This is a genomic window from Nocardioides sp. (assembly GCF_964228225.1).
Lineage (GTDB): Bacteria > Actinomycetota > Actinomycetes > Propionibacteriales > Nocardioidaceae > Nocardioides.
The window spans coordinates 65,004-86,679 of sequence record NZ_CAXQZB010000024.1 but is presented as its reverse complement, the minus strand read 5'-3'; the positions used below and the strand labels follow the sequence as shown (position 1 = coordinate 86,679).

The 21,676-nt window shown below is 74.3% G+C and carries 21 protein-coding genes; 12 read left to right on the top strand and 9 right to left on the bottom strand.

Annotated elements, in window-relative coordinates; all coding sequences use genetic code 11:
- The first annotated feature begins 6 nt into the window (after nt 1-6).
- Complete coding sequence (locus tag ACERUJ_RS06270) at nt 7-141, top strand: hypothetical protein (RefSeq protein ID WP_372715303.1); 135 nt, start codon at nt 7-9, stop codon at nt 139-141.
- Between the two features lie 303 nt (nt 142-444).
- Nucleotides 445-2,121, top strand: coding sequence for a 2-isopropylmalate synthase (leuA, locus tag ACERUJ_RS06265; RefSeq protein ID WP_370247615.1), 1,677 nt, complete (start codon nt 445-447; stop codon nt 2,119-2,121).
- A 78-nt stretch (nt 2,122-2,199) separates the two neighbouring features.
- Here the strand turns inward: leuA and ACERUJ_RS06260 are convergent, their stop codons facing one another.
- On the bottom strand, nt 2,200-4,983 hold the full coding sequence (locus ACERUJ_RS06260) for an ATP-binding protein (RefSeq protein WP_370247610.1): 2,784 nt from the start codon (nt 4,981-4,983) through the stop codon (nt 2,200-2,202).
- 55 nt (nt 4,984-5,038) lie between these two features.
- Here ACERUJ_RS06260 and ACERUJ_RS06255 point away from each other — a divergent pair, with 55 nt between their 5' ends.
- The 3 genes from ACERUJ_RS06255 to ACERUJ_RS06245 are packed head-to-tail and all read left to right on the top strand — an operon-like array spanning nt 5,039 to nt 7,487.
- Nucleotides 5,039-5,917: an alpha/beta fold hydrolase gene (locus tag ACERUJ_RS06255; protein WP_370247609.1), complete on the top strand. Its 879-nt coding sequence runs from the start codon at nt 5,039-5,041 to the stop codon at nt 5,915-5,917.
- 35 nt (nt 5,918-5,952) lie between these two features.
- Nucleotides 5,953-6,681 (top strand): DNA repair protein RecO, encoded by a 729-nt coding sequence (recO, locus tag ACERUJ_RS06250; RefSeq protein ID WP_370247608.1) that lies wholly within the window; start codon nt 5,953-5,955, stop codon nt 6,679-6,681.
- A 41-nt stretch (nt 6,682-6,722) separates the two neighbouring features.
- On the top strand, nt 6,723-7,487 hold the full coding sequence (locus ACERUJ_RS06245; protein WP_370247607.1) for an isoprenyl transferase: 765 nt from the start codon (nt 6,723-6,725) through the stop codon (nt 7,485-7,487).
- Nucleotides 7,488-7,514: 27 nt separating this feature from the next.
- On the opposite strand, the gene ACERUJ_RS06240 is transcribed toward ACERUJ_RS06245, so the two are convergent.
- The 3 genes from ACERUJ_RS06240 to ACERUJ_RS06230 are packed head-to-tail and all read right to left on the bottom strand — an operon-like array spanning nt 7,515 to nt 10,281.
- A complete protein-coding gene (locus ACERUJ_RS06240; RefSeq protein WP_370247606.1) occupies nt 7,515-8,525 on the bottom strand; it encodes a metal ABC transporter permease in 1,011 nt (336 codons plus the stop codon).
- Nucleotides 8,522-9,337: a metal ABC transporter ATP-binding protein gene (locus ACERUJ_RS06235; RefSeq protein ID WP_370247605.1), complete on the bottom strand. Its 816-nt coding sequence runs from the start codon at nt 9,335-9,337 to the stop codon at nt 8,522-8,524. Before ACERUJ_RS06235 ends, ACERUJ_RS06240 begins: the two co-directional genes overlap by 4 nt.
- Complete coding sequence (locus tag ACERUJ_RS06230) at nt 9,325-10,281, bottom strand: metal ABC transporter substrate-binding protein (protein WP_370247604.1); 957 nt, start codon at nt 10,279-10,281, stop codon at nt 9,325-9,327. The genes ACERUJ_RS06235 and ACERUJ_RS06230 overlap by 13 nt, the downstream gene beginning before the upstream one ends.
- Nucleotides 10,282-10,352: 71 nt before the next feature.
- Between ACERUJ_RS06230 and ACERUJ_RS06225 the strand changes: the two genes are divergently transcribed.
- The gene (locus ACERUJ_RS06225) at nt 10,353-11,207 is read left to right on the top strand and encodes a sulfurtransferase (RefSeq protein WP_370247603.1); all 855 of its coding nucleotides are present in this window, start codon (nt 10,353-10,355) and stop codon (nt 11,205-11,207) included.
- A gap of 286 nt (nt 11,208-11,493) precedes the next feature.
- Here ACERUJ_RS06225 and ACERUJ_RS06220 read toward each other — a convergent pair whose 3' ends face one another.
- A complete protein-coding gene (locus tag ACERUJ_RS06220) occupies nt 11,494-13,479 on the bottom strand; it encodes an SDR family oxidoreductase (RefSeq protein WP_370247602.1) in 1,986 nt (661 codons plus the stop codon).
- Between the two features lie 66 nt (nt 13,480-13,545).
- Entirely contained in the window at nt 13,546-14,670 is a 1,125-nt protein-coding gene (gene sepH, locus ACERUJ_RS06215) for a septation protein SepH (protein ID WP_370247601.1), read from the bottom strand.
- 125 nt (nt 14,671-14,795) lie between these two features.
- Between sepH and ACERUJ_RS06210 the strand changes: the two genes are divergently transcribed.
- Nucleotides 14,796-15,425, top strand: a complete 630-nt coding sequence (locus ACERUJ_RS06210; protein ID WP_370247600.1) for a trimeric intracellular cation channel family protein — start codon at nt 14,796-14,798, stop codon at nt 15,423-15,425.
- 38 nt (nt 15,426-15,463) lie between these two features.
- Here ACERUJ_RS06210 and ACERUJ_RS06205 read toward each other — a convergent pair whose 3' ends face one another.
- Entirely contained in the window at nt 15,464-16,690 is a 1,227-nt protein-coding gene (locus ACERUJ_RS06205) for an MFS transporter (protein ID WP_370247598.1), read from the bottom strand.
- Between the two features lie 50 nt (nt 16,691-16,740).
- On the opposite strand from ACERUJ_RS06205, the gene ACERUJ_RS06200 reads away from it, so the two are divergent.
- The 3 genes from ACERUJ_RS06200 (at nt 16,741) to ACERUJ_RS06190 (ending at nt 19,340) form a co-directional block, all read left to right on the top strand.
- Nucleotides 16,741-17,868 (top strand): ferrochelatase, encoded by a 1,128-nt coding sequence (locus ACERUJ_RS06200; protein WP_370247613.1) that lies wholly within the window; start codon nt 16,741-16,743, stop codon nt 17,866-17,868.
- 26 nt (nt 17,869-17,894) lie between these two features.
- Entirely contained in the window at nt 17,895-18,743 is an 849-nt protein-coding gene (locus tag ACERUJ_RS06195; protein ID WP_370247597.1) for an inositol monophosphatase family protein, read from the top strand.
- Nucleotides 18,744-19,046: 303 nt separating this feature from the next.
- A complete protein-coding gene (locus ACERUJ_RS06190; RefSeq protein ID WP_370247612.1) occupies nt 19,047-19,340 on the top strand; it encodes a DUF4193 domain-containing protein in 294 nt (97 codons plus the stop codon).
- Nucleotides 19,341-19,490: 150 nt separating this feature from the next.
- Here the strand turns inward: ACERUJ_RS06190 and ACERUJ_RS06185 are convergent, their stop codons facing one another.
- Both ACERUJ_RS06185 and ACERUJ_RS06180 read right to left on the bottom strand, forming a co-directional pair.
- The gene (locus tag ACERUJ_RS06185; RefSeq protein ID WP_370247596.1) at nt 19,491-19,796 is read right to left on the bottom strand and encodes a DUF4235 domain-containing protein; all 306 of its coding nucleotides are present in this window, start codon (nt 19,794-19,796) and stop codon (nt 19,491-19,493) included.
- An 84-nt stretch (nt 19,797-19,880) separates the two neighbouring features.
- Entirely contained in the window at nt 19,881-20,375 is a 495-nt protein-coding gene (locus tag ACERUJ_RS06180) for a DUF3093 domain-containing protein (protein WP_370247595.1), read from the bottom strand.
- Nucleotides 20,376-20,500: 125 nt separating this feature from the next.
- Between ACERUJ_RS06180 and dut the strand changes: the two genes are divergently transcribed.
- A complete protein-coding gene (dut, locus tag ACERUJ_RS06175; protein WP_370247594.1) occupies nt 20,501-20,983 on the top strand; it encodes a dUTP diphosphatase in 483 nt (160 codons plus the stop codon).
- A 22-nt stretch (nt 20,984-21,005) separates the two neighbouring features.
- Nucleotides 21,006-21,668, top strand: a complete 663-nt coding sequence (locus tag ACERUJ_RS06170; RefSeq protein ID WP_370247593.1) for a DUF3710 domain-containing protein — start codon at nt 21,006-21,008, stop codon at nt 21,666-21,668.
- The last annotated feature ends 8 nt before the right edge of the window (nt 21,669-21,676 follow it).

Below are 21,676 nucleotides of genomic sequence, written 5' to 3'. Positions count from 1 at the left end.
AACGAGATCGGCCGCATCCAGCTCCGCACCACCGTCCCCCTCCTCACCGACCCCTACTCCCGCAACCGCACCACCGGCTCCTTCATCCTCATCGACGAAGCCACCGGCATCACCGTCGGCGCCGGCATGATCAACGCCTGACCCGCGGTGGCCGGGGTCTCCCGTCGTCACCAGCAGAATGCACCGGAATCCGCCTCGGACCCGACCATTCCGCTGGTGACGACGGGGAACGGCGACCACCGGCTTGTGGTGGGTCGACGGGGGAGCGCTAAGGTGGGGCCATCATGATGCGCCTGCTCCTCCTTCGCTGCCGCAGCGAGGTCTGATCCGCCGACCTCCTCGCTGCGGAGTCCTCGCGTGCCGGCACCGCATCCACCAGCAGGAGAGAGTCCCGTGAGCAGCATCCGTTCCAACCCGGCCGACAACCCGCAGCAGCCCTCCGGGATGCCGTTCGGCCGCTACGAGCCGTTCATCCCCGTGGTCCTGGCCGACCGCACCTGGCCCGACCGGCAGATCACCCAGGCGCCGCGCTGGTGCGCGGTCGACCTGCGCGACGGCAACCAGGCGCTGATCGACCCGATGAGCCCCGCGCGCAAGATGAAGATGTTCAAGCTGCTCGTGCAGATGGGCTACAAGGAGATCGAGGTCGGCTTCCCGAGCGCCAGCCAGACCGACTTCGACTTCGTGCGCGAGCTGATCGAGGGCGACCACATCCCCGACGACGTCGTCATCCAGGTGCTCACCCAGGCCCGTGAGGAGCTGATCGCGCGCACCTACGAGTCGCTGCGCGGGGCGAAGCAGGCGATCGTGCACCTGTACAACTCCACCTCCACCCTGCAGCGCCGGGTGGTCTTCGGGTTGGACATGGACGGCATCTGCGACATCGCGGTGCAGGGCGCCCGGCTGTGCAAGAAGTACGAGGAGACCATCCCGGAGACCACCGTCTTCTACGAGTACAGCCCCGAGAGCTACACCGGCACCGAGCTGGAGTTCGCCGTGCGGGTCTGCAACGCCGTGATGGACGTCTTCGAGCCGACGGCGGCGAAGCCGGTGATCATCAACCTGCCCGCCACCGTCGAGATGGCCACGCCCAACGTCTACGCCGACTCCATCGAGTGGATGAACCGGAACCTGGCCTACCGCGAGCACGTCGTGCTGTCGCTGCACCCGCACAACGACCGCGGCACCGCCGTGGCCGCCGCCGAGCTGGGCTACCTCGCCGGCGCCGACCGCATCGAGGGCTGCCTGTTCGGCAACGGCGAGCGCACCGGCAACGTCTGCCTGGTCACCCTGGGGCTGAACCTGTTCACCCAGGGGGTGGACCCGCAGATCGACTTCAGCGACATCGACGAGATCCGCCGCACGGTCGAGTACTGCAACCAGCTGCCGGTCGCCGAGCGCCACCCCTACGGCGGGGACCTCGTCTACACCGCCTTCTCCGGCTCCCACCAGGACGCGATCAAGAAGGGCTTCGAGGCCCTGGAGGCCGCCGCGCAGCGCGACGGTGTGCCCGTCGCCGAGCGCACCTGGGAGGTCCCCTACCTGCCGATCGACCCCAAGGACGTCGGTCGCAGCTACGAGGCTGTGATCCGCGTCAACAGCCAGTCCGGCAAGGGCGGGGTGGCCTACGTGCTCAAGGCCGAGCACAAGCTCGACCTGCCGCGACGGGCCCAGATCGAGTTCAGCCGCGTCATCCAGCAGCACACCGACGCCGAGGGCGGCGAGGTCACCCCCGAGCAGATCTGGGAGATCTTCCGGGGCGAGTACCTCACGCGTGAGGCGCCGCTGCGACTGAACTCGGTGCACACCAGCTCGGCCGCCGGCGAGCGCGACGCCCTCGAGGTCAACGTCTACGTCGACGGCGAGGTCCGCACCCTGGCCGGCACCGGCAACGGTCCGCTCTCGGCGTTCTGCGACGCCATCAACGGCCTGCCGCAGGACTTCGACGTGCGCATCCTCGACTACGCCGAGCACGCCCTCACCTCCGGCGGCGACTCCTACGCCGCGGCCTACGTCGAGTGCGCGGTGGGCGGCGAGGTGCGCTGGGGCATCGGCATCGACCCCAACATCGTCACCGCCTCGCTCAAGGCCGTCGTCAGCGCGGTCAACCGCACCCGCTGAGCGCAAGACCCGGGTCGGGCGGCGACGCCCGGCCCGGGCCACGCCCGGGCACCGGACGTCGGGCACCGGACGGCGCGCTCAGAGGCGCGGCGCCAGCGGCAGCAGCACGCGGAAGGTCGTGCCGACGTCGGGGGCGGAGTCCACGTCGATCGTGCCGTCGTGGGCGGTCACGATCGAGGCCACGATCGAGAGTCCCAGCCCGGTGCCGGGGATGGCGCGGCGCTGGGCGGCCTCGGTGCGGAAGAACCGCGTGAAGATGGCGCGCTGGTCGGCGGCGTCGATGCCGATCCCGGTGTCGCGCACCGTGAGCACCGCCTGCTCGCCCAGCAGCTGCAGGCGCACGAGCACGCGGCCACCGTCGGGGGTGAACTTCACGGCGTTGCCCACCAGGTTGGCCACGACGCGGTCCAGCTGGCCCCGGTCGCCGAGGACGAGCACCTTCTCCGGGCCGGTCTCGACGCTGAGGGTGAGGTCGCGCCCGCGCAGCTGGGGACGGATCTGGTCCTCGGTGACGAGGAGGCACTCGCGCAGGTCGAACTCCTCGCGCGCGCCGCCGCCGGCGTCGGACTCGAAGCCGCCGAGCAGCAGCAGGTCGTTGCAGATGGCGATGAGGCGCTGGCCGTTGCGTGCGATGGTCTCCAACATCGGCAGCTGCCGGTCGTCGGCCGGCACCACGGTGCCGTCGCGCAGGATCTCGGTGTAGCCGATGATGCTCGTGATCGGGGTGCGCAGCTCGTGGGAGACCGTGGAGACGAACTCGTCCTTGGCGCGGTCCAGCGACTGCAGCCGCTCGACGGCGGTGCGCTCCTTCTCCAGCGCGTCCACCACGCGGGCCTGGGCCGCGCGCTGCTCGGTGACGTCGCGGGCGACGCACAAGAAGCCGACCTCGCCGTCGAGGGAGTCCTCGGTGACGGTGAGGGTCATCGAGACCACCACCTCGCGGTCGTCGCGGGCCCGCCAGCGCCAGTCCTGGGTATTGGTCTCGCCCTGGTGACCGATCAGGCCCACGAGGGCGGTGAACGGCGCCTGGCGGCTCGCGCCGCCGGTGCGCGCGGCCAGCTGCTGGGCGTCGAGGAGGTCGATGAACCGCTCGCCGACCAGGTCCTCGGGACGGCAGCCGAGCAGCCGGGCGGCCCCGGAGTTCGCCACCGTGATGCGGCCGTGGGTGTCCAGGGCGATGAGCGCGGTCGCGATCGCCGCGCCCAGCAGCGTCGCCACCAGCCCGCGGGTGCTGCGCTCGGCGGTGACGTCCACCCCCGTGAGCACCGCGTAGGTGGGCAGCCCGTGGTCGTCGCGCACGACGTTGTCGCTCCAGACCAACCGCAGCCAGCGGCCGTCGGCCGAGCGGCTGGCGGTCTCGCGCACGATCGGCACCCCCGACCGGTTGGGCCACAGGAACATCGCCTCCACCTCGGGGCGCGTGAGCACCTCCAGCGGGGTGTCCCAGATGCGGTGCCCCACCAGGGACCGCGCCGAGTGGCCGGTGAGCCGGGTGGTGGCGTCGTTGACCCGCACGACCGTGCCGGTGGCGTCGATCACCAGGATCACGCAGGCGGTGGTGTCCAGGGTGATGTCGGTGAGCCGCCGTGCCGCCTCCAACCGCTGCAGGGCCACGGTGGTGTCGGTCAGGTCGAGCAGCTGCAGGGAGAGCTGGCGGCGACCCTCGCGCACCCCCACGGTCGTGAGCGCGACGTCGAGCCGGCTGCCGGGCCGGGCCGTGGCGCTCGCCTCCCCGCGCCACGACACCCGCGAGGCGACCTGGCCGCGCAGCAGTGCGTCGGTGAGCCCGCGGTCGCCGGTGAGGAGCCGGGACACCTCGGTGCCGACCAGCTCCTCCGGGGCCACGCCGAGCACGGGGGCGGCGGCACGGTTGGCGTCGTCGACGACCAGACCGTGGGGACCGGCCTCCAGGAACAGCATGCCGACCGGCGACTCCCCGAAGTGGCGCTCGAACCGCTCGGCGTCGGCGGCGACCCGGGCCAGCAGCGCCCGTCGCGAGCCCACCGAGATCGCGAGGGGGAGGGTGGCCAGCGCCATGCAGAGCAGGTAGGAGTCGATGAAGGCGTGGAAGGCCTCGAGGTCGCCGTCGGCGGAGAGGCTGCGGTACAGCAGCGTCTTCTGCACGATCGGGCCGATGTTCACGACGATCGCCAGCGCCAGCAGTTCGCCCGTGAGCACCCGCAGGTCCAGGCGCAGGGCCGCCCAGATCAGCAGGGGGATCACCGCGATCACCATCGGCAGGGTCGGCTGGGGCTGGGTGACCACCACCAGCAGCGCGAGCGTGACTACCAGCAGCTGCGAGGCGGTCTCGAGCGGGTGGCCGGTCCAGCGCCGGCGCTCGGACCAGGTGAGGAGCATCGCCGCGAACAGGGTGATCGAGAGCGTGTGGTGGGCGAAGATCTCCGCCGCCAGGTCGGAGCCCGCAGGGTCGCCGACCAGGCCGGTGGCGGTGGCGACGCCGCCGCACAGCAGCACCGCGACCCCCAGCCGCACGAGGTCGTCGGCGGAGCGCAGCGAGGCCACCCGCCGCGCCCCGGCGGTGAGCACGAGCGCGCCCAGGAGCCCCTGGAGGGTGAAGGCGACGCCGTCGCGCAGCACGCCGGCTGCGGCGGGGTCCGCCCCGAACCCGACGTCGGGCACGACGTTGATCGCGACGGCGATCGGCAGCAGCACCGCCCAGCGGCGCGGCGAGGTGAGGGCCAGGAGGGCGACGACGAAGCCGGCGTGCGACCAGCCGACCCGCCCGCCCTCCGGCATGACGCCGAGGCTGATCGCCGCCTCGTGCACCAGTGCGACCAGGAGCAGGAGACCGGCACCGCGCCAGCCCAGCGGGCGCGGCGCCTCCGGCTCGATCTCGTGCATCCCACCAGTGTGGGGGATCGGACGCCGTGTCGTCGCCCGCACTACGCTCCCGGGCATGCTGGTCTCCGAGCGCATCGGTCATCTCTTCCTCGACGACCGTGCCGGCGGCGGCGGCCGCGACCGGCTCGAGTACACCGAGTACGGCGCCGGCGAGGCGTGGGTCGTGCTGCTGCACGGCCAGCTGATGCCGCGCCGGATGCAGCAGCCGCTGGCCCGTGCCCTGGCCGCCGCGGGGTTCCACGTCGTGACCCTCGACCTGCTCGGCCACGGCCGCTCCGACCGGCCGGCCGATCCGCTGGCGTACTCGATGACGCGCTTCGGCGAGCAGGTCGTGGCCCTGCTCGACCACCTCGGCGCTGAGCAGGCCGTCGTCGGGGGCACGTCGCTGGGGGCCAACGTGGCCCTGGAGGTGGCCGTGGCGGCCCCCGAGCGGGTGCGGGGACTGCTCGTGGAGATGCCGGTGCTCGACAACGCGGTCGAGGTCGGCATCCTCGCCTTCGCCCCCCTGCTCTACCTCGGGCGCCACCTCCCGGTCGCGATCACGGCGGTGCGGCGCCTCACGCGACCGGTGCCGCGCGGCCTGGTGCCGTTCTGGGTCGGCATCGTGCTCGACACCCTCGACCAGCGTCCCGCGCCGATGGCGGCGGTCGTGCACGGACTGTTCTTCGGCCGGGTCGCCCCGTCCTCGGCGCTGCGGCGCCGGATCCAGGCGCCCGCGCTCGTGGTGGGCCACCCGCGCGACCCGATCCACCCCGCCGCCGACGCCGAGATGCTCGCCCGGGAGCTGCCGCGGGCGCGGTTCGTCGCCGCCGAGGGCATCCTGGAGTGGCGCTTCCGGCCCGACCGGCTCACCGCGGAGGCCGTGGAGTTCGTCGGCCGCTGCTGGCGCCGGCCCCGGGTGGCGGATCCGGCCGCCGTGTCGCCGGCGGAGTGAGCCGCTGAGCGGGTCCGATGGGGCACCATGGTGTCGTGGTGCTCTACCGGGACGAAGCCGTGGTGCTGCGCACCCACAAGCTCGGTGAGGCCGATCGGATCATCACCCTGCTGACGCGGCAGCACGGGCGGGTGCGCGCGGTGGCCAAGGGCGTGCGGCGCACGACGTCGAAGTTCGGCTCGCGGCTCGAGCCGTTCACCCACGTCGACCTCCAGCTGGCCCAGGGCCGCACCCTCGACACCATCACCCAGGCCGAGACCCGCCACCCCTTCGCCGCCGGGATGGGGGAGGACTACGAGCGCTACACCGCCGGCACGGTGATGCTCGAGACCGCCGAACGGCTCGCCTCCGAGGAGCGGGAGCCCGCGGTGCAGCAGTTCCTGCTGCTGGTCGGTGCGCTGCGGGCGATGGCCACCGGTCAGCGCGCGCCCGGACAGGTGCTCGACTCCTACCTGCTGCGCTCCCTGGCCGTCGCCGGCTACGCCCCCTCCTTCACCGAGTGCGCCCACTGCGGACGGCCGGGCCCCCACCGCTGGTTCAACCCCGCCCAGGGCGGCATCCTGTGCAGCACCTGCCGGCTGCCCGGCTCCGCGACGCCCGCCCCGGAGACCGTGGTGCTGCTCGGCGCGCTGCTGGCCGGTGACTGGCCGGTGGTCGAGGCCGCCGAGCCGCGTCACCTGCGGGAGGGCAGCGGCCTGGTCGCGGCGTTCCTGCAGTGGCACCTCGAGCGGTCGCTGCGCTCGCTGGAGTACGTCGAGCGGTGACCCGCGCGTCGTCGCGCGCGGTGCGGGTAGGTTGACCGCTCGTGAAGCGAGCCGTGCGCGCCCCGTCCCCGCACCCCTCCGGAGCCCGGCCGCCGGCCCTGCCGCCGGCCCTGGTGCCCCGCCATGTCGCGATCATCATGGACGGCAACGGCCGGTGGGCCCAGCAGCGCGGGCTGCCGCGCACCCGCGGCCACGAGCAGGGCGAGCACGCGCTGTTCGACGTCGTCGAGGGCGCCATCGAGGTCGGGGTGAAGGCGGTCTCCGCCTACGCCTTCTCCACCGAGAACTGGAGCCGCTCGCCCGAGGAGGTGCGCTTCCTGATGGGCTTCAACCGCGACGTCATCCGTCGTCGTCGCGACCAGATGCACGAGCTCGGGGTGCGGGTGCGCTGGGCCGGACGCACGCCCCGGCTGTGGCGCTCGGTGGTGCGCGAGCTGCAGGTCGCGGAGGAGATGACCCGCCACAACGACGTGCTGACCCTCACGATGTGCGTGAACTACGGGGGGCGCGCAGAGCTGGCCGACGCGGCGCGGGGCATCGCGCGCGAGGTCGCGGCGGGACGCCTGGACCCCGAGAAGGTCACCGAGAAGACCTTCGCCCGCCACCTCTACCTGCCCGACCTGGGCGACGCCGACCTGGTGTGGCGCACCTCGGGGGAGCAGCGGCTGTCCAACTTCATGCTCTGGCAGGCGGCCTACTCCGAGATGGTCTTCACCGACGTGCTGTGGCCCGACGTCGACCGGCGCGCGCTGTGGCGCGCGCTGGAGATCTACGCCGAGCGGGACCGGCGGTACGGGTCGGCCTGAGCCTCCCGCGGTCGGTCCGACGCGCGGTCAGTGCTCGTCGTAGTGCTCCCCGTGCGGGGCGTGGCGATGCCCGTCGTGCACGTAGTCGACGTGGTCGTCGTGCGGCACCGCGAGGTGGCCGCAGTCGCGGCCGTGACGGTGGGGGTGGGACTCGATGTGCGCGTGGCCGCTCGGGGAGCCGGACGGGAAGGGCTCCGCGCGCCGCCTGCGGCGTCGTCGCCAGACCCCGATCGGCCAGGTGAGCAGGAAGCAGGCCAGCGCGAGCAGCACGATCGTGGGCCCCGGGGCCACCGTCGCCTGGCGCGACAGCACGGCCGAGAGCGCGAGGCCCCCCACCGAGGCGAGCACTCCCAGGGCCATCGCGGCGGTGAGGGTGACCCGGAACGAGCGGGTCAGCTGCTGGGCGGTGGCGACGGGCACCACCATCAGCGCCGAGACGAGCAGCAGCCCGACGGTGCGCATCGCGACGGTCACGCTCACCGCGGCGAGCACCGCGACGAGCACGTTGTAGGCCCGCAGCCGCAGCCCGGCCACCCGCGCGAAGTCGGGGTCCTGGGAGGCGGCGAAGAGCTGGGGGGAGAGCCCCACGCCCACGAGGACGACGATCGTGGCCAGGGCCATGGTCACGAGCACGTCCGAGGCCGAGGCGGTGGTGATCGACCCGAACAGGAACTGCTGCAGGCGGGTGGTGGCCTGCCCGCCCAACCCGGTGAGCAGGACGCCGCCGGCGAGGCCGCCGTAGAAGAGCAGGGCGAGCACGAGGTCGCCGTTGGTGGTGCCCCGCTCCCGGATCACCTCGATCGCGACCGCGCCGAGGATCGCGACCACGACCGCGGTCCACGTGGGGGAGAGGCCCGTGAGCAGGCCCAGGGCCACCCCGGTGACGGCGACGTGCCCGATGCCGTCGCCCATCAGCGAGAGGCGTCGCTGCACGAGGTAGGTGCCGATCGCCGGCGCGGCCAGGCCGGTGAACAGCGCAGCCAGCAGTGCGCGCTGCATGAAGGGCGAGCTGAAGAGCTCGGCGTAGCTGGCGGTCACGCGTGGCCGTCCCGGGGGTGCGGCGCGCGGTCCAGCGGCGCGGTGAGGTCGGGGAGCGGGCGGGTGCGGTGCGCCCGCGGGTCGGGGTGGTGATGATGGTCCCCGGGAGCGCCGTGGGCCCCCAGCCAGTCCGGCAGCGGGGGGCCGTCGTACTCGGCCCGGCCGTCGCGCATCACGACGGTGCGGTCGGCGAGCGGCGCGAGCGGACCGAGCTCGTGGGCCACGAGCACGATCGTGGCCCCGCGCTGCCGCAGCCGACCCAGGGTGTCGGCCAGCACCTGCTGGTGGTGCAGGTCCACCCCGGCGGTCGGTTCGTCGAGCACGAGCAGCTCCGGTTCGCCGGCCAGCGCGCGGGCGATGAGCACGCGCTGCTGCTGACCGCCGGAGAGGTGGTCGACGCCGTCGAGACGACGGTCGGCGAGGTCCACCAGCTCCAGGGCGTCCTGGATGGCGGCACGGTCGGCCCGCCCGAGCGGGCGCAGCAGCCGGCGTCGGCTGAGCCGGCCGGCGGCGACGACCTCCCACACGGTGGCGGGCACCCCCGCGGCGGCCCCGGAGCGCTGCGGCACGTAGCCGAGGCGGTGCCACTCGCGGAACCGGGTCGACGGGGTGCCGAACAGGGTCAGCGAGCCGCGGCTGAGTGGGTGCAGCCCGACCAGGGCGCGGATGAGCGTGGACTTCCCGGAGCCGTTGGGCCCCAGCACGGTCACGAACTCGCCGGTGTCGACCACGAGGTCGACGCCGCGGACGATGGGTCGCCCGCCGAGGGCGATGGCCCCGTCGGTGAGCTGGACCGGCGTTACGCCTGGCACCCGTTGGCCTCCTGCAGAGCCGTCAGGTTCGCATCCATCAGGCTCAGGTAGTCGTCGTCGGACGTCTCGTCGGTGAGTCCCTCGATCGGGTCGAGGACCGCGGTGGTGACGCCCGCGTCCGAGGCTAGCGTCTCGGTGAGCGCGGGGCTCGCCAGCCGCTCGCCGAAGACGGTCGTGATGCCGTCGGAGGCGATGAGCTTCTGCAGGTCGGCGAGGTCGGCGGGGGTGGGCTCGGCATCGGGGGAGAGGCCGGCGATGGGGGCGATCTCGAGGCCGTACTTGTCGAGGTAGCCGAAGGCGTCGTGGGAGACCACGATGGTGCGGCGTGCGCAGTCGGCCAGTCCGGTGGTGAAGCGCTGGTCGAGGTCCTCGAGCTCGGCGCGCAGGTCGGCGGCGCGTGCGGTGTAGTCGGCGGCGTGGTCGGGATCGATCTCGGCGAGGTCGGCGGCGACGGCGTCGGCAAGGGTGGCCATGCGCAGCGGGTCCAGCCAGAAGTGCGGGTCGAGGTCGCCGTGCTCGTGCTCCTCCTCGCTGTGACCCTCCTCGCTGTGACCCTCCTCGGCGTGGTCCTCGTCGCTGAACGGCACCAGGTCCACCACCTCGGCGGCGTCCAGGACGGTGCCGCCCGCGTTCTCCTCCACGGCGGCGTCGATGGCGGGCTGGAAGCCGTGCTCGTGGATCACGAGGTCGGCCGAGGCGATGGTCGCGGTCTCGGCGACGGTCGGCTCGAGGTCGTGGGGCTCCTTGCCGGGGGCGGAGAGGCCGATCACCTCGGCGTCGTCGCCGGCCACCCGCTGCGCCACGAACTGCAGCGGGTAGAACGCCGCCGCCACCTGCACGCCGTCGCTGGCCGTGGCCTGGCCGCCCTCGTCGGAGAAGGCGGAACAGCCGCTGGCGGTCAGCACGAGCGCGGCGGTGGTGGCGAGGACGGCGGTGCGCAACATGGGATTGATTCTCACTTCAAGGAAGGGGCGTGTCAAAGCGGCGGGGTGTGGGTGCGGGTCATGATGGGGCGGTGACTGCTGCGACGGACCCGCTCATCCGCACCGAGGATCTGGTGCCGCTCCTGCGGTCGGTGACCCTGCTCGACGTCCGCTACCGGCTCGGGGGACCCGGCGGACCGGCGGAGTTCGAGTCCGGTCACCTGCCCGGGGCGCGGTACGTGGACCTGGACACCGCGCTCGCCGCCGCCCCCGGTGCGGGTGGTCGCCACCCGCTGCCCGACCCCGCGGTGTTCGGTGCGGCGATGCGCGCGGCCGGCGTGCACCACGACCGGCCCGTCGTGGTCTACGACGACTGGGCGGCCCACGCCGCGGCCCGCTGCTGGTGGCTGCTGCGCCACCACGGCCACGACGACGTACGGGTCCTCGACGGCGGACTCGCGGCGTGGCGGGCCGCGGGCGGTCCGCTGGAGACCGGTCCGGCCGGCGCGGGCACCGGGGAGGAGCCGGGCGACTTCGTGCCCGGTCCCGGGCGGGCGCCCGTCGCACGCTCCGAGGACCTGCCGGCCGCGGTCGCCTCCGGTCGGGTGCTGCTGGACGCCCGCGCGCCGGAGCGCTTCCGCGGGGAGGTCGAGCCGGTGGATCCGGTGGCCGGTCACATCCCCGGGGCGGTCAACGCCCCCACCGCGGCCAACCTCGCCCCCGACGGGCGCTTCCACGAGCCCGCCGACCTCCGGGCCCGGTTCGAGGCGCTCGGCGTCGCGCCGGCGGTGCCCGGCGTCGAGGCGATCGCCTCCTGCGGCTCGGGGGTGACGGCGTGCCACGACCTGCTCGCCCTGGCCCACGCCGGTCTCGGTGACCACGCCCTGCACCCCGACAGCTGGTCGGGCTGGATCACCGATCCCGCCCGCCCGATCGCCCGGGGCTGAGGCGCCCGCGGCTCCGTCGACTCGACGTGGTGCGGGCGTCTCCGCCCGCTGGCGCTCGCTCCTCGACGACCGGTGGGGGCGCTCGTTCGTCGAGGAGGCGCCCCAGCGCCGTCACGAGACGGGGTGAGGTGGGAGTCGGCGGTGGGGCGGGTGCGGGCGTCTCGTGACGCTCGCTGGCGCTCGCTCCTCGACGACCGTGTTCCTGGCGCCGTCACGAGACGGTGAGGTGGGAGTCGGCGGTGGGGCGGCTCCGGTGCTCGTCCCGCTGCAGGGGCAGCGGGAGCCGTCACCAGTGGACGCCGCGGAACACCTTCGCCACGATCATCTGCTCGGTCTCGCGGGCGCCCTGCTCGACGGCCTGCCCCTTGGCCGCGGCGGAGTCGGGGAACACGTGGTAGGCCATGTTGAGCACGCGGAAGGCCAGCTTGGGGGCCACGGTGTGGGCCACGGCGCCGACGTTGCCGAGCATCGTGTTGATCTCGTGGGGCTTGCCCACCAGTCCGTCGATCACGACGTCGGCGGCCTGGGCGGGGGAGATGGTGGGGAACTTGTCGTAGATCTTGGTGGGCGCGATCATCGGCGTCCGCACCAGCGGCATGTGCACGTTGGTGAAGGTGATCCCGTTGCCGACCACCTCCGAGGCCACGACGTTGCTCCAGGAGTCCAGCGCGGCCTTGGAGGCGACGTAGGCGGAGAAGCGCGGCGGGTTGGTCTGCACCCCGATCGAGGAGATGTTCACGATGTGCCCGGACTTCTGGCGCTGCATGGCGGGCATCAGGCCCATGATCAGCCGGATGGCGCCGAAGTAATTCAGCTGCATCGTGCGCTCGAAGTCGTGGAACCGGTCCTGACTCAGCCGCAGCGAGCGGCGGATCGAGCGCCCGGCGTTGTTGACGACGAAGTCGACCGTGGGCAGCTCGGCCACCAGGCGCGCGCACAGGTCGTCGATGGCGTCGAGGTCGGAGAGGTCGCAGGGGTAGACCAGCGCCGTGCCGCCCCGCATCTCGATGGTCGCGCGGGTGTCCTCGAGCTTGTCGCGTCCGCGCGCGACCAGCACCGGGATGCCGCCGGCCTGGGCGACCTTGAGCGCGGTGACCTGGCCGATGCCGGAGGAGGCGCCGGTGATCACGACGTGCTTGCCCGCCAGCGCGGCGCGGGCCTTGGGGTCGCGGCCCGTGGCGTCGTCGAGGTGCTCCTCCCAGTACCCCCACAGGGTGCGGGAGTAGCTCTCGAGGTCCGGCACCGCGATCCCGGAGCCGGCCAGGGCCTGCTCGGTGCGGCGGGAGTCGAAGACGGCCGAGAAACCGGTGTGGGCCACCACCTCGGCGGGGATGCCGAGGCGACCGAGGGTCTGGTCGAGCACGATCTGGGTGGGGCGCTGGCGCACCAGCGCCGCGAGGATCCGGCCCGGGCGCAGCGCCCCCGGCACCGGCACCGGCGCCGACGGCGTGGCGAACCGCGGCGCGCCGGCGGCCCGGCAGAACAGGTTGACGACCTCGACCGTGGGCTGCGGCTCGGGGTTGAGCAGGTGGAAGGCCTCGCCGTCGCGGTCGGGGAGGTGGGCGAGGTGGTCCATCGCCTTGGCGACGTAGTCGACCGGCACGACGTTGGTGTCGCCGAGGTCGATGCCCACCAGCGGCAGCCAGGCGGGGAGGCGGTCGCGCAGCAGCTTCAGTGCGGGGAAGAAGTAGTAGGGGCCGTCGACCTTGTCCATCGCCCCGGTCTCGGAGTGGCCGACCACGATCGCGGGCCGGTACACCCGCCACGGCACGGGGCACTCCTCGCGCACGATCCGCTCCGACTCGTACTTCGTGCGGTGGTACGGCGAGGGCAGCGGCTGCCCCTCGTCGAACATCGTCTCGTCGAAGCGCCCCTCGAAGTCGCCGGCCGCGGCCACCGAGGACACCTGGTGGAACACGCCCACCCCGAGCGCGCCGGCGAGCTCGAGCGCGTGACGGGTGCCGCCGACGTTGAGCGCCTCGTTGGTGGCGTCGTCGGCGGTCATGTCGTAGATCGCGGCGAGGTGGAAGAAGTGGTCGATGGTGCCGGCGTGCTCGGCCACCCAGTCGGCCGCGACGCCCAGGCCGCTCGCGCCGAGGTCGCCGACCACCGGCACCACGCGGTCCGAGCCCCAGCGGCGCTGCAGCGGCGCCAGGCGGGGCAGGGAGGACTCGCGGCACAGCACGAAGATCGGACCCTCGCGGTGCTCGATCAGCTGCTCCACGAGGTGGCGTCCGATGAATCCGGTGGCCCCGGTCACGAAATACGACATGGCGGCACAGTACTCACCCGTGCGCGCCGCGCCAGTGCCCTCCGGGGCGTGGCGTGAGGACCGGGCTCAGGAGCGGTCGCCGCCGCCGAACATGATCTCGTCCCAGCTCGGCACGGAGGCCCGACCCTTCTTGCGCGCAGGCTTGCGCGCGGGCGGCTCCTCGGTGCTCGGCTCGTCCGCCGCGACCGTCCCGGGCGCCGGCGACGTGCTCGCGGCCGGGGCGTCGGCCGGACGGCTCGGCGCGGGCTCGTCGTCCCACGGCAGGACGTCGTCGGCGGTGGGCTGGTCGGTGCGTGCCACGGGGGCGGGGCGCGCGGCCTGCGCCGGGACGACGGGCTCCCCGGCGCGCTCGGCGGCCGGCGCGGCCTCGGGGGCCGCCACGACGTCGACAGGGGCCTGCTCGAGGGCCTGCTGAGGCGACGGCGCAGGGGCGGGGTGCTCCTGGGTGCGTCGCTCCCGCAGCGAGGCGAGGTCGTCGCGGGCGGGCTCGGCCGCGGGCTCGGGCGGCAGTTCGCCCACCAGCCAGCGGGCGTCGTCGTCGGCGAGGAGCACGTAGTTGCCCGGCGCGTCGTAGGTGAAGTGCGCCAGGCCGGTGCGCTCGCCGGAGGGACCGCCGGCGGTGTAGTCGGCGGTGTAGTCGGCCGTCAGCGTCCAGCGCCCGTCCTCGCGGCGCCAGGCGTCCCAGGTCACGCTTGCGGGGTTGATGTCGAGACCGCGCAGGTGCGCGGCGACGGCGTCGGCCAGCACGCGGGCGCCGCCGGCCGCGCCCTCGCCCGCCGGACGACGCAGGTGGGCGCGCTGGGCCCGCTCGGCGATGTGCTCGCGCTCGGCGAGGACCGGGCCCGCGAAGGGCATCACGCGCTCGATCGCCACCCCGGCGGCCGCGGCCACCGACTCGGGGGTCTCGCCCGCGCGGATGCGGGCCTGGATGTCGCGGGGGCGCAGGTCGCTCGAGGTCCTCGAGTCTCTGTCCATCGTGGTCTCCAACTGGCCGGCGCGGGCGGGGACGCCCCGCACCGCGGCCTGCAGCGGGGGCGTGAGGTCGAGGGTGTAGGGCGCGCCGTGCTCGTCCTGCAGGAGCACCCGCCGGCCGTCCTCGCTGAGCCCCACGAAGCGGAGCGGGGAGGGGGCGTGGGCCCTGGCACGCCCCACAGGCGTCACCACGGCGTCCACTTCGGCGTTCTCGGTCACGGCGTCACACCACAATTCCTCGTTCCGAGTGAGCCTACGGCACAGCACCGGCGCAGCGGGCGCGCCCGGACGGCGTGGCGCGGACCTGCCGCAGATCGGGTCGCGGGTGCGGTGGAATGGGCGCCGTGAGCGGACTCAGCACCACCCTGGTGATCCTCGACCTCCTCGGGATCTTCGTCTTCGCTCTCTCGGGTGCGCTCGTGGCGGTGCGCAAGGAGCTGGACCTGTTCGGCGTCCTCGTGCTCGCGGGCACCACCGGCCTGGGGGGCGGGTTCCTGCGCGACGTGCTCATCGGTGCCACGCCGCCGGCGTCGCTGCAGGACTGGCGCTACCTGATGGTCCCTGTGGCCGCCGGGCTGGTGACCTTCCGCTACCACCCGACCCTGGGGCGGATGGAGCGTTCGGTGGGGGTGCTCGACGCGTTCGGTCTCGCGGTGTTCTGCGTGGCGGGCGCGCTCAAGGCCAGCGAGTACGGCCTGGGGCCGCTGCCGGCCGCGCTCATGGGCATGGTCACCGCGATCGGCGGCGGCATGGTGCGCGACGTCCTGGCCGGCCGGGTGCCGGTGGTGTTCCGCGACGAGCTGTACGCCACGCCGGCCCTGGCCGGATCCTTCATCGCCGTGGTCGGTGCCCGCCAGGACCTCCCCGTCTCGGTCGTGGCGGTGGCGGGGGCGCTGGTCTGCCTGGTGTGGCGTCTGCTCGCGATGTGGCGCCACTGGAAGGCGCCGGTGCCCACCGGCGTCGCGAGCGTCTGAGCCGGTCGCAGCCCTCAGCGCAGCCCTCAGCGGAGCCCTCAGCGCGGCCCCGTCGCGGCCGGTGCGGCGACCGGCCGTCGGGCCGGATCGGGCGGGAGGGTGAGGGAGGCCAGGAGCGCCACCAGCCCGCCGAGGACGGCGACGACGAAGCCGCTGGCGCCGTCGCGGGCGTCGATGACGGCCCCCGCCAGCGCCGCGCCGGGGGCGATGCCCGCACCCAGGCCGGTCTGCAGGAACGCCATGCCCTCGGTGAGCCGCGGTGTGGGCACGCGCTGCTCCACCGCGGTGAACGCCGCGATCATGGTGGGGGCGATGGCGGAGCCGGCGATCACGAACGCCGCGCCGAGCGCGATCAGCGACCCGGTGGCGGCGGCCAGGCCGATGCCCAGGATCGCCACCAGCATCGCGGCCGACCCCCACCGCAGCCGGGTGCCCGGACCGTGTCGCCAGGCGACGGTGCCGGCCACCAGCCCGGCCACGAGGCTGCCCAGCGCCCACAGGGCGAGCAACGGGCCCGCGGCGCCGGTGCGGCCGGCATCCTCGGCCGTGGCGACCGTGCTCACCTCGGCGGCCCCGAAGAGCGTGCCGAAGGCCAGGCTCACCACGGCCAGCGGCACGACGCTGCGCCACGGCATCGCGGCCACCGGGCGATCGCCCCGGGCGCGCGGATGACGGGCGGGGGCGGTGCGGCGCTGGGCGGCGAGCGCGACCGCGCCGACACCGCCCAGGACCGCGGCGGCGACCAGCCCGGCCGCCGGGTGCACGGTCGTGGCGAGCAGCGTGATGAGCAGCGGGCCGAGGAGGTAGACGACCTCGTCGACCACCGACTCCAGGGCGAAGGCGGTCTCGCGGTCGGCGGGCTCCTCGAGCAGCGCCGACCAGCGGGCCCGGATGCATGCACCGCCGGCGGGGAACGCCGCCCCCGAGAGCGCGGCGACCGCGGCCGCCAGCCCGAGCGGGCCGTCGGCCTGCACCACCGCGACGACGCCGAGCAGGCCCAACGACCACACCACGCCGGTGCCGAGCAGCATCGGGCCCTGGCCCCACCGGTCGATCCAGCGCCCCTGCGGCACGGCGAGAGCCGCCTGGGCCAGCACGTAGACGGCGGCGACGAGCCCGGCGCGGCCGTAGGAGCCGGTGGCGCTCTCCACGAGCAGCACCAGACCCAGGCCCACCATCGAGTTCGGCAGTCGTGCGCCGAGGCCGGCGAGGCTGAAGGCGAGGGCGCCCGGACGGGACAGCACGCGGCCGTAAGGGGTGAGCATGGTCTCCCTACGATGACAGGGTGACGGACTCCGCTGCAGCCCCCACCCCCGTGCCCGCGCCCGCGCCCGCGGCCGGCCGCCCCTACGACCCCTACGACGCCGTCCTGCTGGTGTCCTTCGGCGGCCCCGAGAAGCCCGAGGACGTCGTGCCGTTCCTCGAGAACGTCACCCGCGGCCGCGGGATCCCGCGCGAGCGGCTGGAGGAGGTGGGCGAGCACGACTTCCTCTTCGGGGGCCGCTCGCCCATCAACGACCAGAACCGGGCGTTCATCGCCGCGCTGCGCGCCGACTTCGACGCCCACGACATCGATCTGCCGATCTACTGGGGCAACCGCAACTGGGACCCCTACCTGCGCGACACGATGGCGCAGCTCGCCGTCGACGGCCGGTCGCGGGTGGCGTGCTTCGTGACCAGCGCCTACTCCTCGTGGAGCTCGTGCCGGCAGTACCGCGAGAACCTCTTCGACGCCGTGCAGGGGGTCGAGGGCGCGCCGACCCTGGACAAGCTGCGCCACTACTTCAACCACCCCGGGTTCGTCGCCCCCGTCGTCGACGCCGTCGTGGCCGCGCTGGAGGACCTCCCGGCCGACGTGCGCGACGGCGCCCGCCTGGTCTTCGTCACCCACTCCATCCCCACCGCGATGAACGACTCCTCCGGTCCGCCCGAGCAGGGGGGTGCCGCCTACGTGCGCCAGCACCTCGACGTGGCGGCCGTCGTGGCCGCGCAGGTGGCCGAGCGCACCGGGGTGGAGCGCGCCCACGACCTCACCTTCTGCTCCCGCTCGGGCGCGCCGCACATCCCGTGGCTCGAGCCCGACGTCAACGACCACCTCGAGGCGATCGCCTCGGAGGTGTCGGCCGTCGTGGTGATCCCCGTGGGGTTCGTGTCCGACCACATGGAGGTGATCTACGACCTCGACACCGAGGCCAAGGCCACCGCGGAGGAGCTCGGTCTGCCGTTCCGCCGGGCCGCCACGCCGGGGGAGGACGAGCGGTTCGTCGCCGTCGTGCGGGACCTCCTGCTCGAGCGGGCCGCGGTCGAGCGCGGCGAGGACGTCGTCCGGGCGGCCCTGGGCACCACGGGCCCGATGTGGGACCGCTGCCCAGTGGGCTGTTGCGCCAACCCCCGCGCCGAGCGCCCGGCGCTGTGCGGCCTCACCGCCCCCGCCGACGCGTGAGCACCGACGCGCCCTCTGCTCCTGCGGTGTCGGACGAGGAGGTCGACGCGCTGGTCGAGCTCGCCCTCGGTGCGGCCCGTGAGGCCGCGGCGCTGGTGCGCGAGCGGGCCCGGGCCCGGGTCACGGTCGCCGACACCAAGACCAGCGAGGTCGACGTCGTCACCCAGACCGACCGCGACGCCGAGGCGCTGCTGCGCGGGCGCCTGCTGGCGGCGCGGCCCGACGACGCGGTGCTGGGGGAGGAGGGCGACGACGTCGCGGGCACCAGCGGGGTGCGCTGGATCCTCGACCCGATCGACGGCACGGTGAACTTCCTCTACGGCATCCCGCAGTACGCCGTGTGCGTGGCGGCCGAGCGTGACGGCGAGGTGGTGGTCGGGGTGGTCGTCGACGTCGCCAAGGACCGCACCTACCTCGCCCGCCCCGACGGTGCGGGTGGCTGGAGCGCCACCCGCGACGGCGTGCCGTTGCAGGTGCGTCCCCCGGCCGATCTCGGCCTGCGCCTGGTGGCGACCGGCTTCTCCTACTCGCGCGAGACGCGCGCGGTGCAGGCCCGGGCGGTGGGGGCGCTGCTGCCTCGGGTGCGCGACGTGCGCCGGCTCGGCTCCTGCGCGCTCGACCTGTGCGGGGTGGCCGAGGGCAGCCTGGACGCCTACGTCGAGGAGGGCGTGAACCTCTGGGACCACGCTGCGGCGGGCCTGATCGCGCGGGCCGCCGGGGCGCGCTTGGAGCTCGGGGTCGGTGCGGGCGGCGGCACGCTGCTGGTCGCCGCGGCGTCGTCGGGCTTCGAGGAGTTCCGTGACCTCACCCGCGCGTGCGGCTTCTGGGCCGCGACGTCGGCGGGTGGCGACGACGGCGAGGCGCCCACCGTGTGACGTGGCCGACCCGGCGTCCGGGGGGGAATAGGCCGCCGACACGCGGTGTTCCAGCGTGCGACCGGTCCCGGGTGAGCAGCGGGCGCCGACATGGTGCACAATCTGCCCCGCACTCCGGTGCCGGGTCACCGGAGCCGCGTGCGGACACGGCCGGGCATCGCAGCCCGGCCCGGGTCCGGCGGGTGTCGCAGCAGCCCACACCCGTCACCCCCGTCACACCGAGCACGATCGAGCACCACCAGCACCACCCACGGCGCGCGAGCGACGCGCGCCGCACGGACACAGCAGAGGGGAGTGAATCCGATGGCTACCGACTACGACGCACCTCGCAAGACCGAGGAGGAGCAGTCCGAGGAGAGCATCGAGGAGCTCAAGGCGCGACGCCACGACAAGAACTCGGGCAAGGTCGACGAGGACGAGACCGAGGCCGCGGAGTCCTTCGAGCTCCCCGGCGCCGACCTCTCCCACGAGGAGCTGGCGGTCGAGGTGAAGCCCAAGCAGGAGGACGAGTTCACCTGCATGAGCTGCTTCCTCGTGCACCACCGCAGCCAGCTCGCGGACCCGAAGGCCATGACCTGCCGGGACTGCGCAGCCTGAGCCCGTCACCGCGGGCGAGCGACCCTCGCCCGCCGACACGACGACGCCCCCGCGGCCGGGAGACCGGCCGACGGGGGCGTCGTCGTTGATGAGGGGGCCGCTCCGGGCCTCCCCGGGACGACCCTGACCCGGGTCAGAGCCGCGACGGCGTCACTGACCGTCCTTGCGCAGCGCCGGCGGGAGCGCCCCGGTGGACTTCACGTAGTAGCCGGCCGCCCGGCGCTGGGCGAGCATCTTGGCCAGGGCGACGAAGGTGCCGCTGGCGGCCGCCCAGGCCACGGCCTCGGCCAGCTCGACGTCGGGGTCGGCGGGGTTGGCCGGGGGCTTGCGGCCCGTGGCCGACTTCCAGAACGCGTCCAGGCCCTTCTTCGCCACGGTGCCGGCCATGAGGGCCGACCCGAAGGCCATGAGGGACCAGATCTTGGAGCTGTCCGAGGAGCCACCCTTGCTCGCCATGGGGCCGACCCTAGTCCATGGCCGCTCCATGGCTGATCCGTGGCCGGCGGGCCCTCGCGGCCGCGCATCCCCGGTGGAACAGGCTCAGTCGGCCCGGTCGGTGCGCTCCTCGCCCGTGGGGCGCCGCAGCTGCGCGCCCAGCGCCGCCGCGAACGCGTCGGGATCGCGCGTCCCGATCAGCCAGTAGGGCGTGGGGTCGGCGGGGTCGAGCACCGGCACCCGCACGGCGCGGTCGAGGTAGGGGCGCAGCAGCAGGTAGGCGCGGGCGTCGGCATCGACGCCGGCCGCGCGCCGGGCCTGGTCGGCGTCGAGCGGCTCGGGGGCACCGAGGTGGTGCAGCTCGATGCGGGCGCGGCCGGCGGTGAGCAGGCCGTCGGCCACGACCACGCGGGCCGAGCCGATCGAGCGGAACAGCGAGGTCAGCAGCGCCAGGGCGGCCGCGGTGACCGCCCAGGCGATCCACGGGGCGTCGTTGACGGCCACGATGACGGCCAGCCAGAAGGTGGCGATCAGCATCGTGCCCTGCACCCACCAGCGCAGCGGCACGTGCAGTCGCTCCTCGTAGGCGGTCCCCGTCACCCCTCCAGGATTCCATCCCGGGCCAGGGGAGCGCACCACGGGCTCGGGTGTGGGCGCTGCGGGCGTCGCCGGTGCCGGGGACGCCGGGGCGCGCGGGCCGGTGCGACCTCGGTAGGTTGCGCCACGTGACGACCCCCGACCCCGCGAGCGCGCCGCTCGCCCTGCGCGTGCAGCGCCTCGACCCGGGCCTCCCGCTGCCGTCCTACGCCCACCTCGGCGACGCCGGTGCCGACCTGTACGCCGCCGAGGAGGTGCGGATCGCCCCGGGCGCCCGGGCGATGGTGCGCACCGGCCTCGCGATCGCGCTGCCGCGGGGCTACGTCGGCCTCATCCACCCCCGGTCGGGCCTGGCGCACCGGATGGGCCTGACGGTCCTCAACGCCCCCGGCACCGTCGACGCCGACTACCGCGGGGAGATCAAGGTCGTGCTCGTCAACCACGACCTGCACGAGACCGCCGTGCTCCACCGCGGCGACCGGATCGCCCAGCTGGTGGTGCAGCGGGTCGAGCAGGTGCGGTTCGTGGAGGTCGACGCCCTCGACGCCACCGAACGGGGCTCCGGCGGCTACGGTTCTACCGGCGGTTTCGCCGCAGGCGGGACCGAGTGAGCGACGATCGAGGAGTGAGGCCGTGAGGATCCGGCGCAAGAAGGACGACGCGACGACGCCCGAGGGGGTCGACGCCGCCGGCACCGGGTCGGAGGCCGCCGAGGAGGGCGCCGGCGACGCGCAGTCCGCCGAGGTGCGGGCTGCGGGACCCCTCGACGTCGACGAGGCCGAGGACGGCGTCGAGCGCGTCGACCTCGGCTCGCTGCTGGTGGCCCCTGAGGCCGGGCGCGAGCTGCGGCTCCAGGTCGACGAGCGCACCAACACCGTGCAGGCCGTCCTGCTGGCCTCCGAGGACGGTGCGGTGGAGTTCCGTGCGTTCGCGGCGCCCCGCAACGGCGACCTCTGGACCGAGGTGCGGCCCCAGATCGCGGCCGACATGCAGGCCCGGGGCGGGCGCACCTCCGAGCGCGAGGGTCCCTTCGGCATCGAGCTCGTGTGCACCCTGCCGGTGCAGGGCGAGCAGGAGAACCTCGTGCAGCCCTCGCGGATCGTCGGCGTCAACGGGCCCCGCTGGCTGCTGCGGGCCACGTTCCTCGGCAAGCCGGCCATGGAGCCCGAGGCGGCCGCGGAGTGGGAGGACGTGCTGCGCCGCGTCGTCGTGCGTCGTGGCGGTGCCCCGATGCCCGTCGGCGAGCCGCTGCCGCTGACGCTGCCCGACTCCGCCCGGCGCGTCGGCCCGGCCTGAGGTCGCGA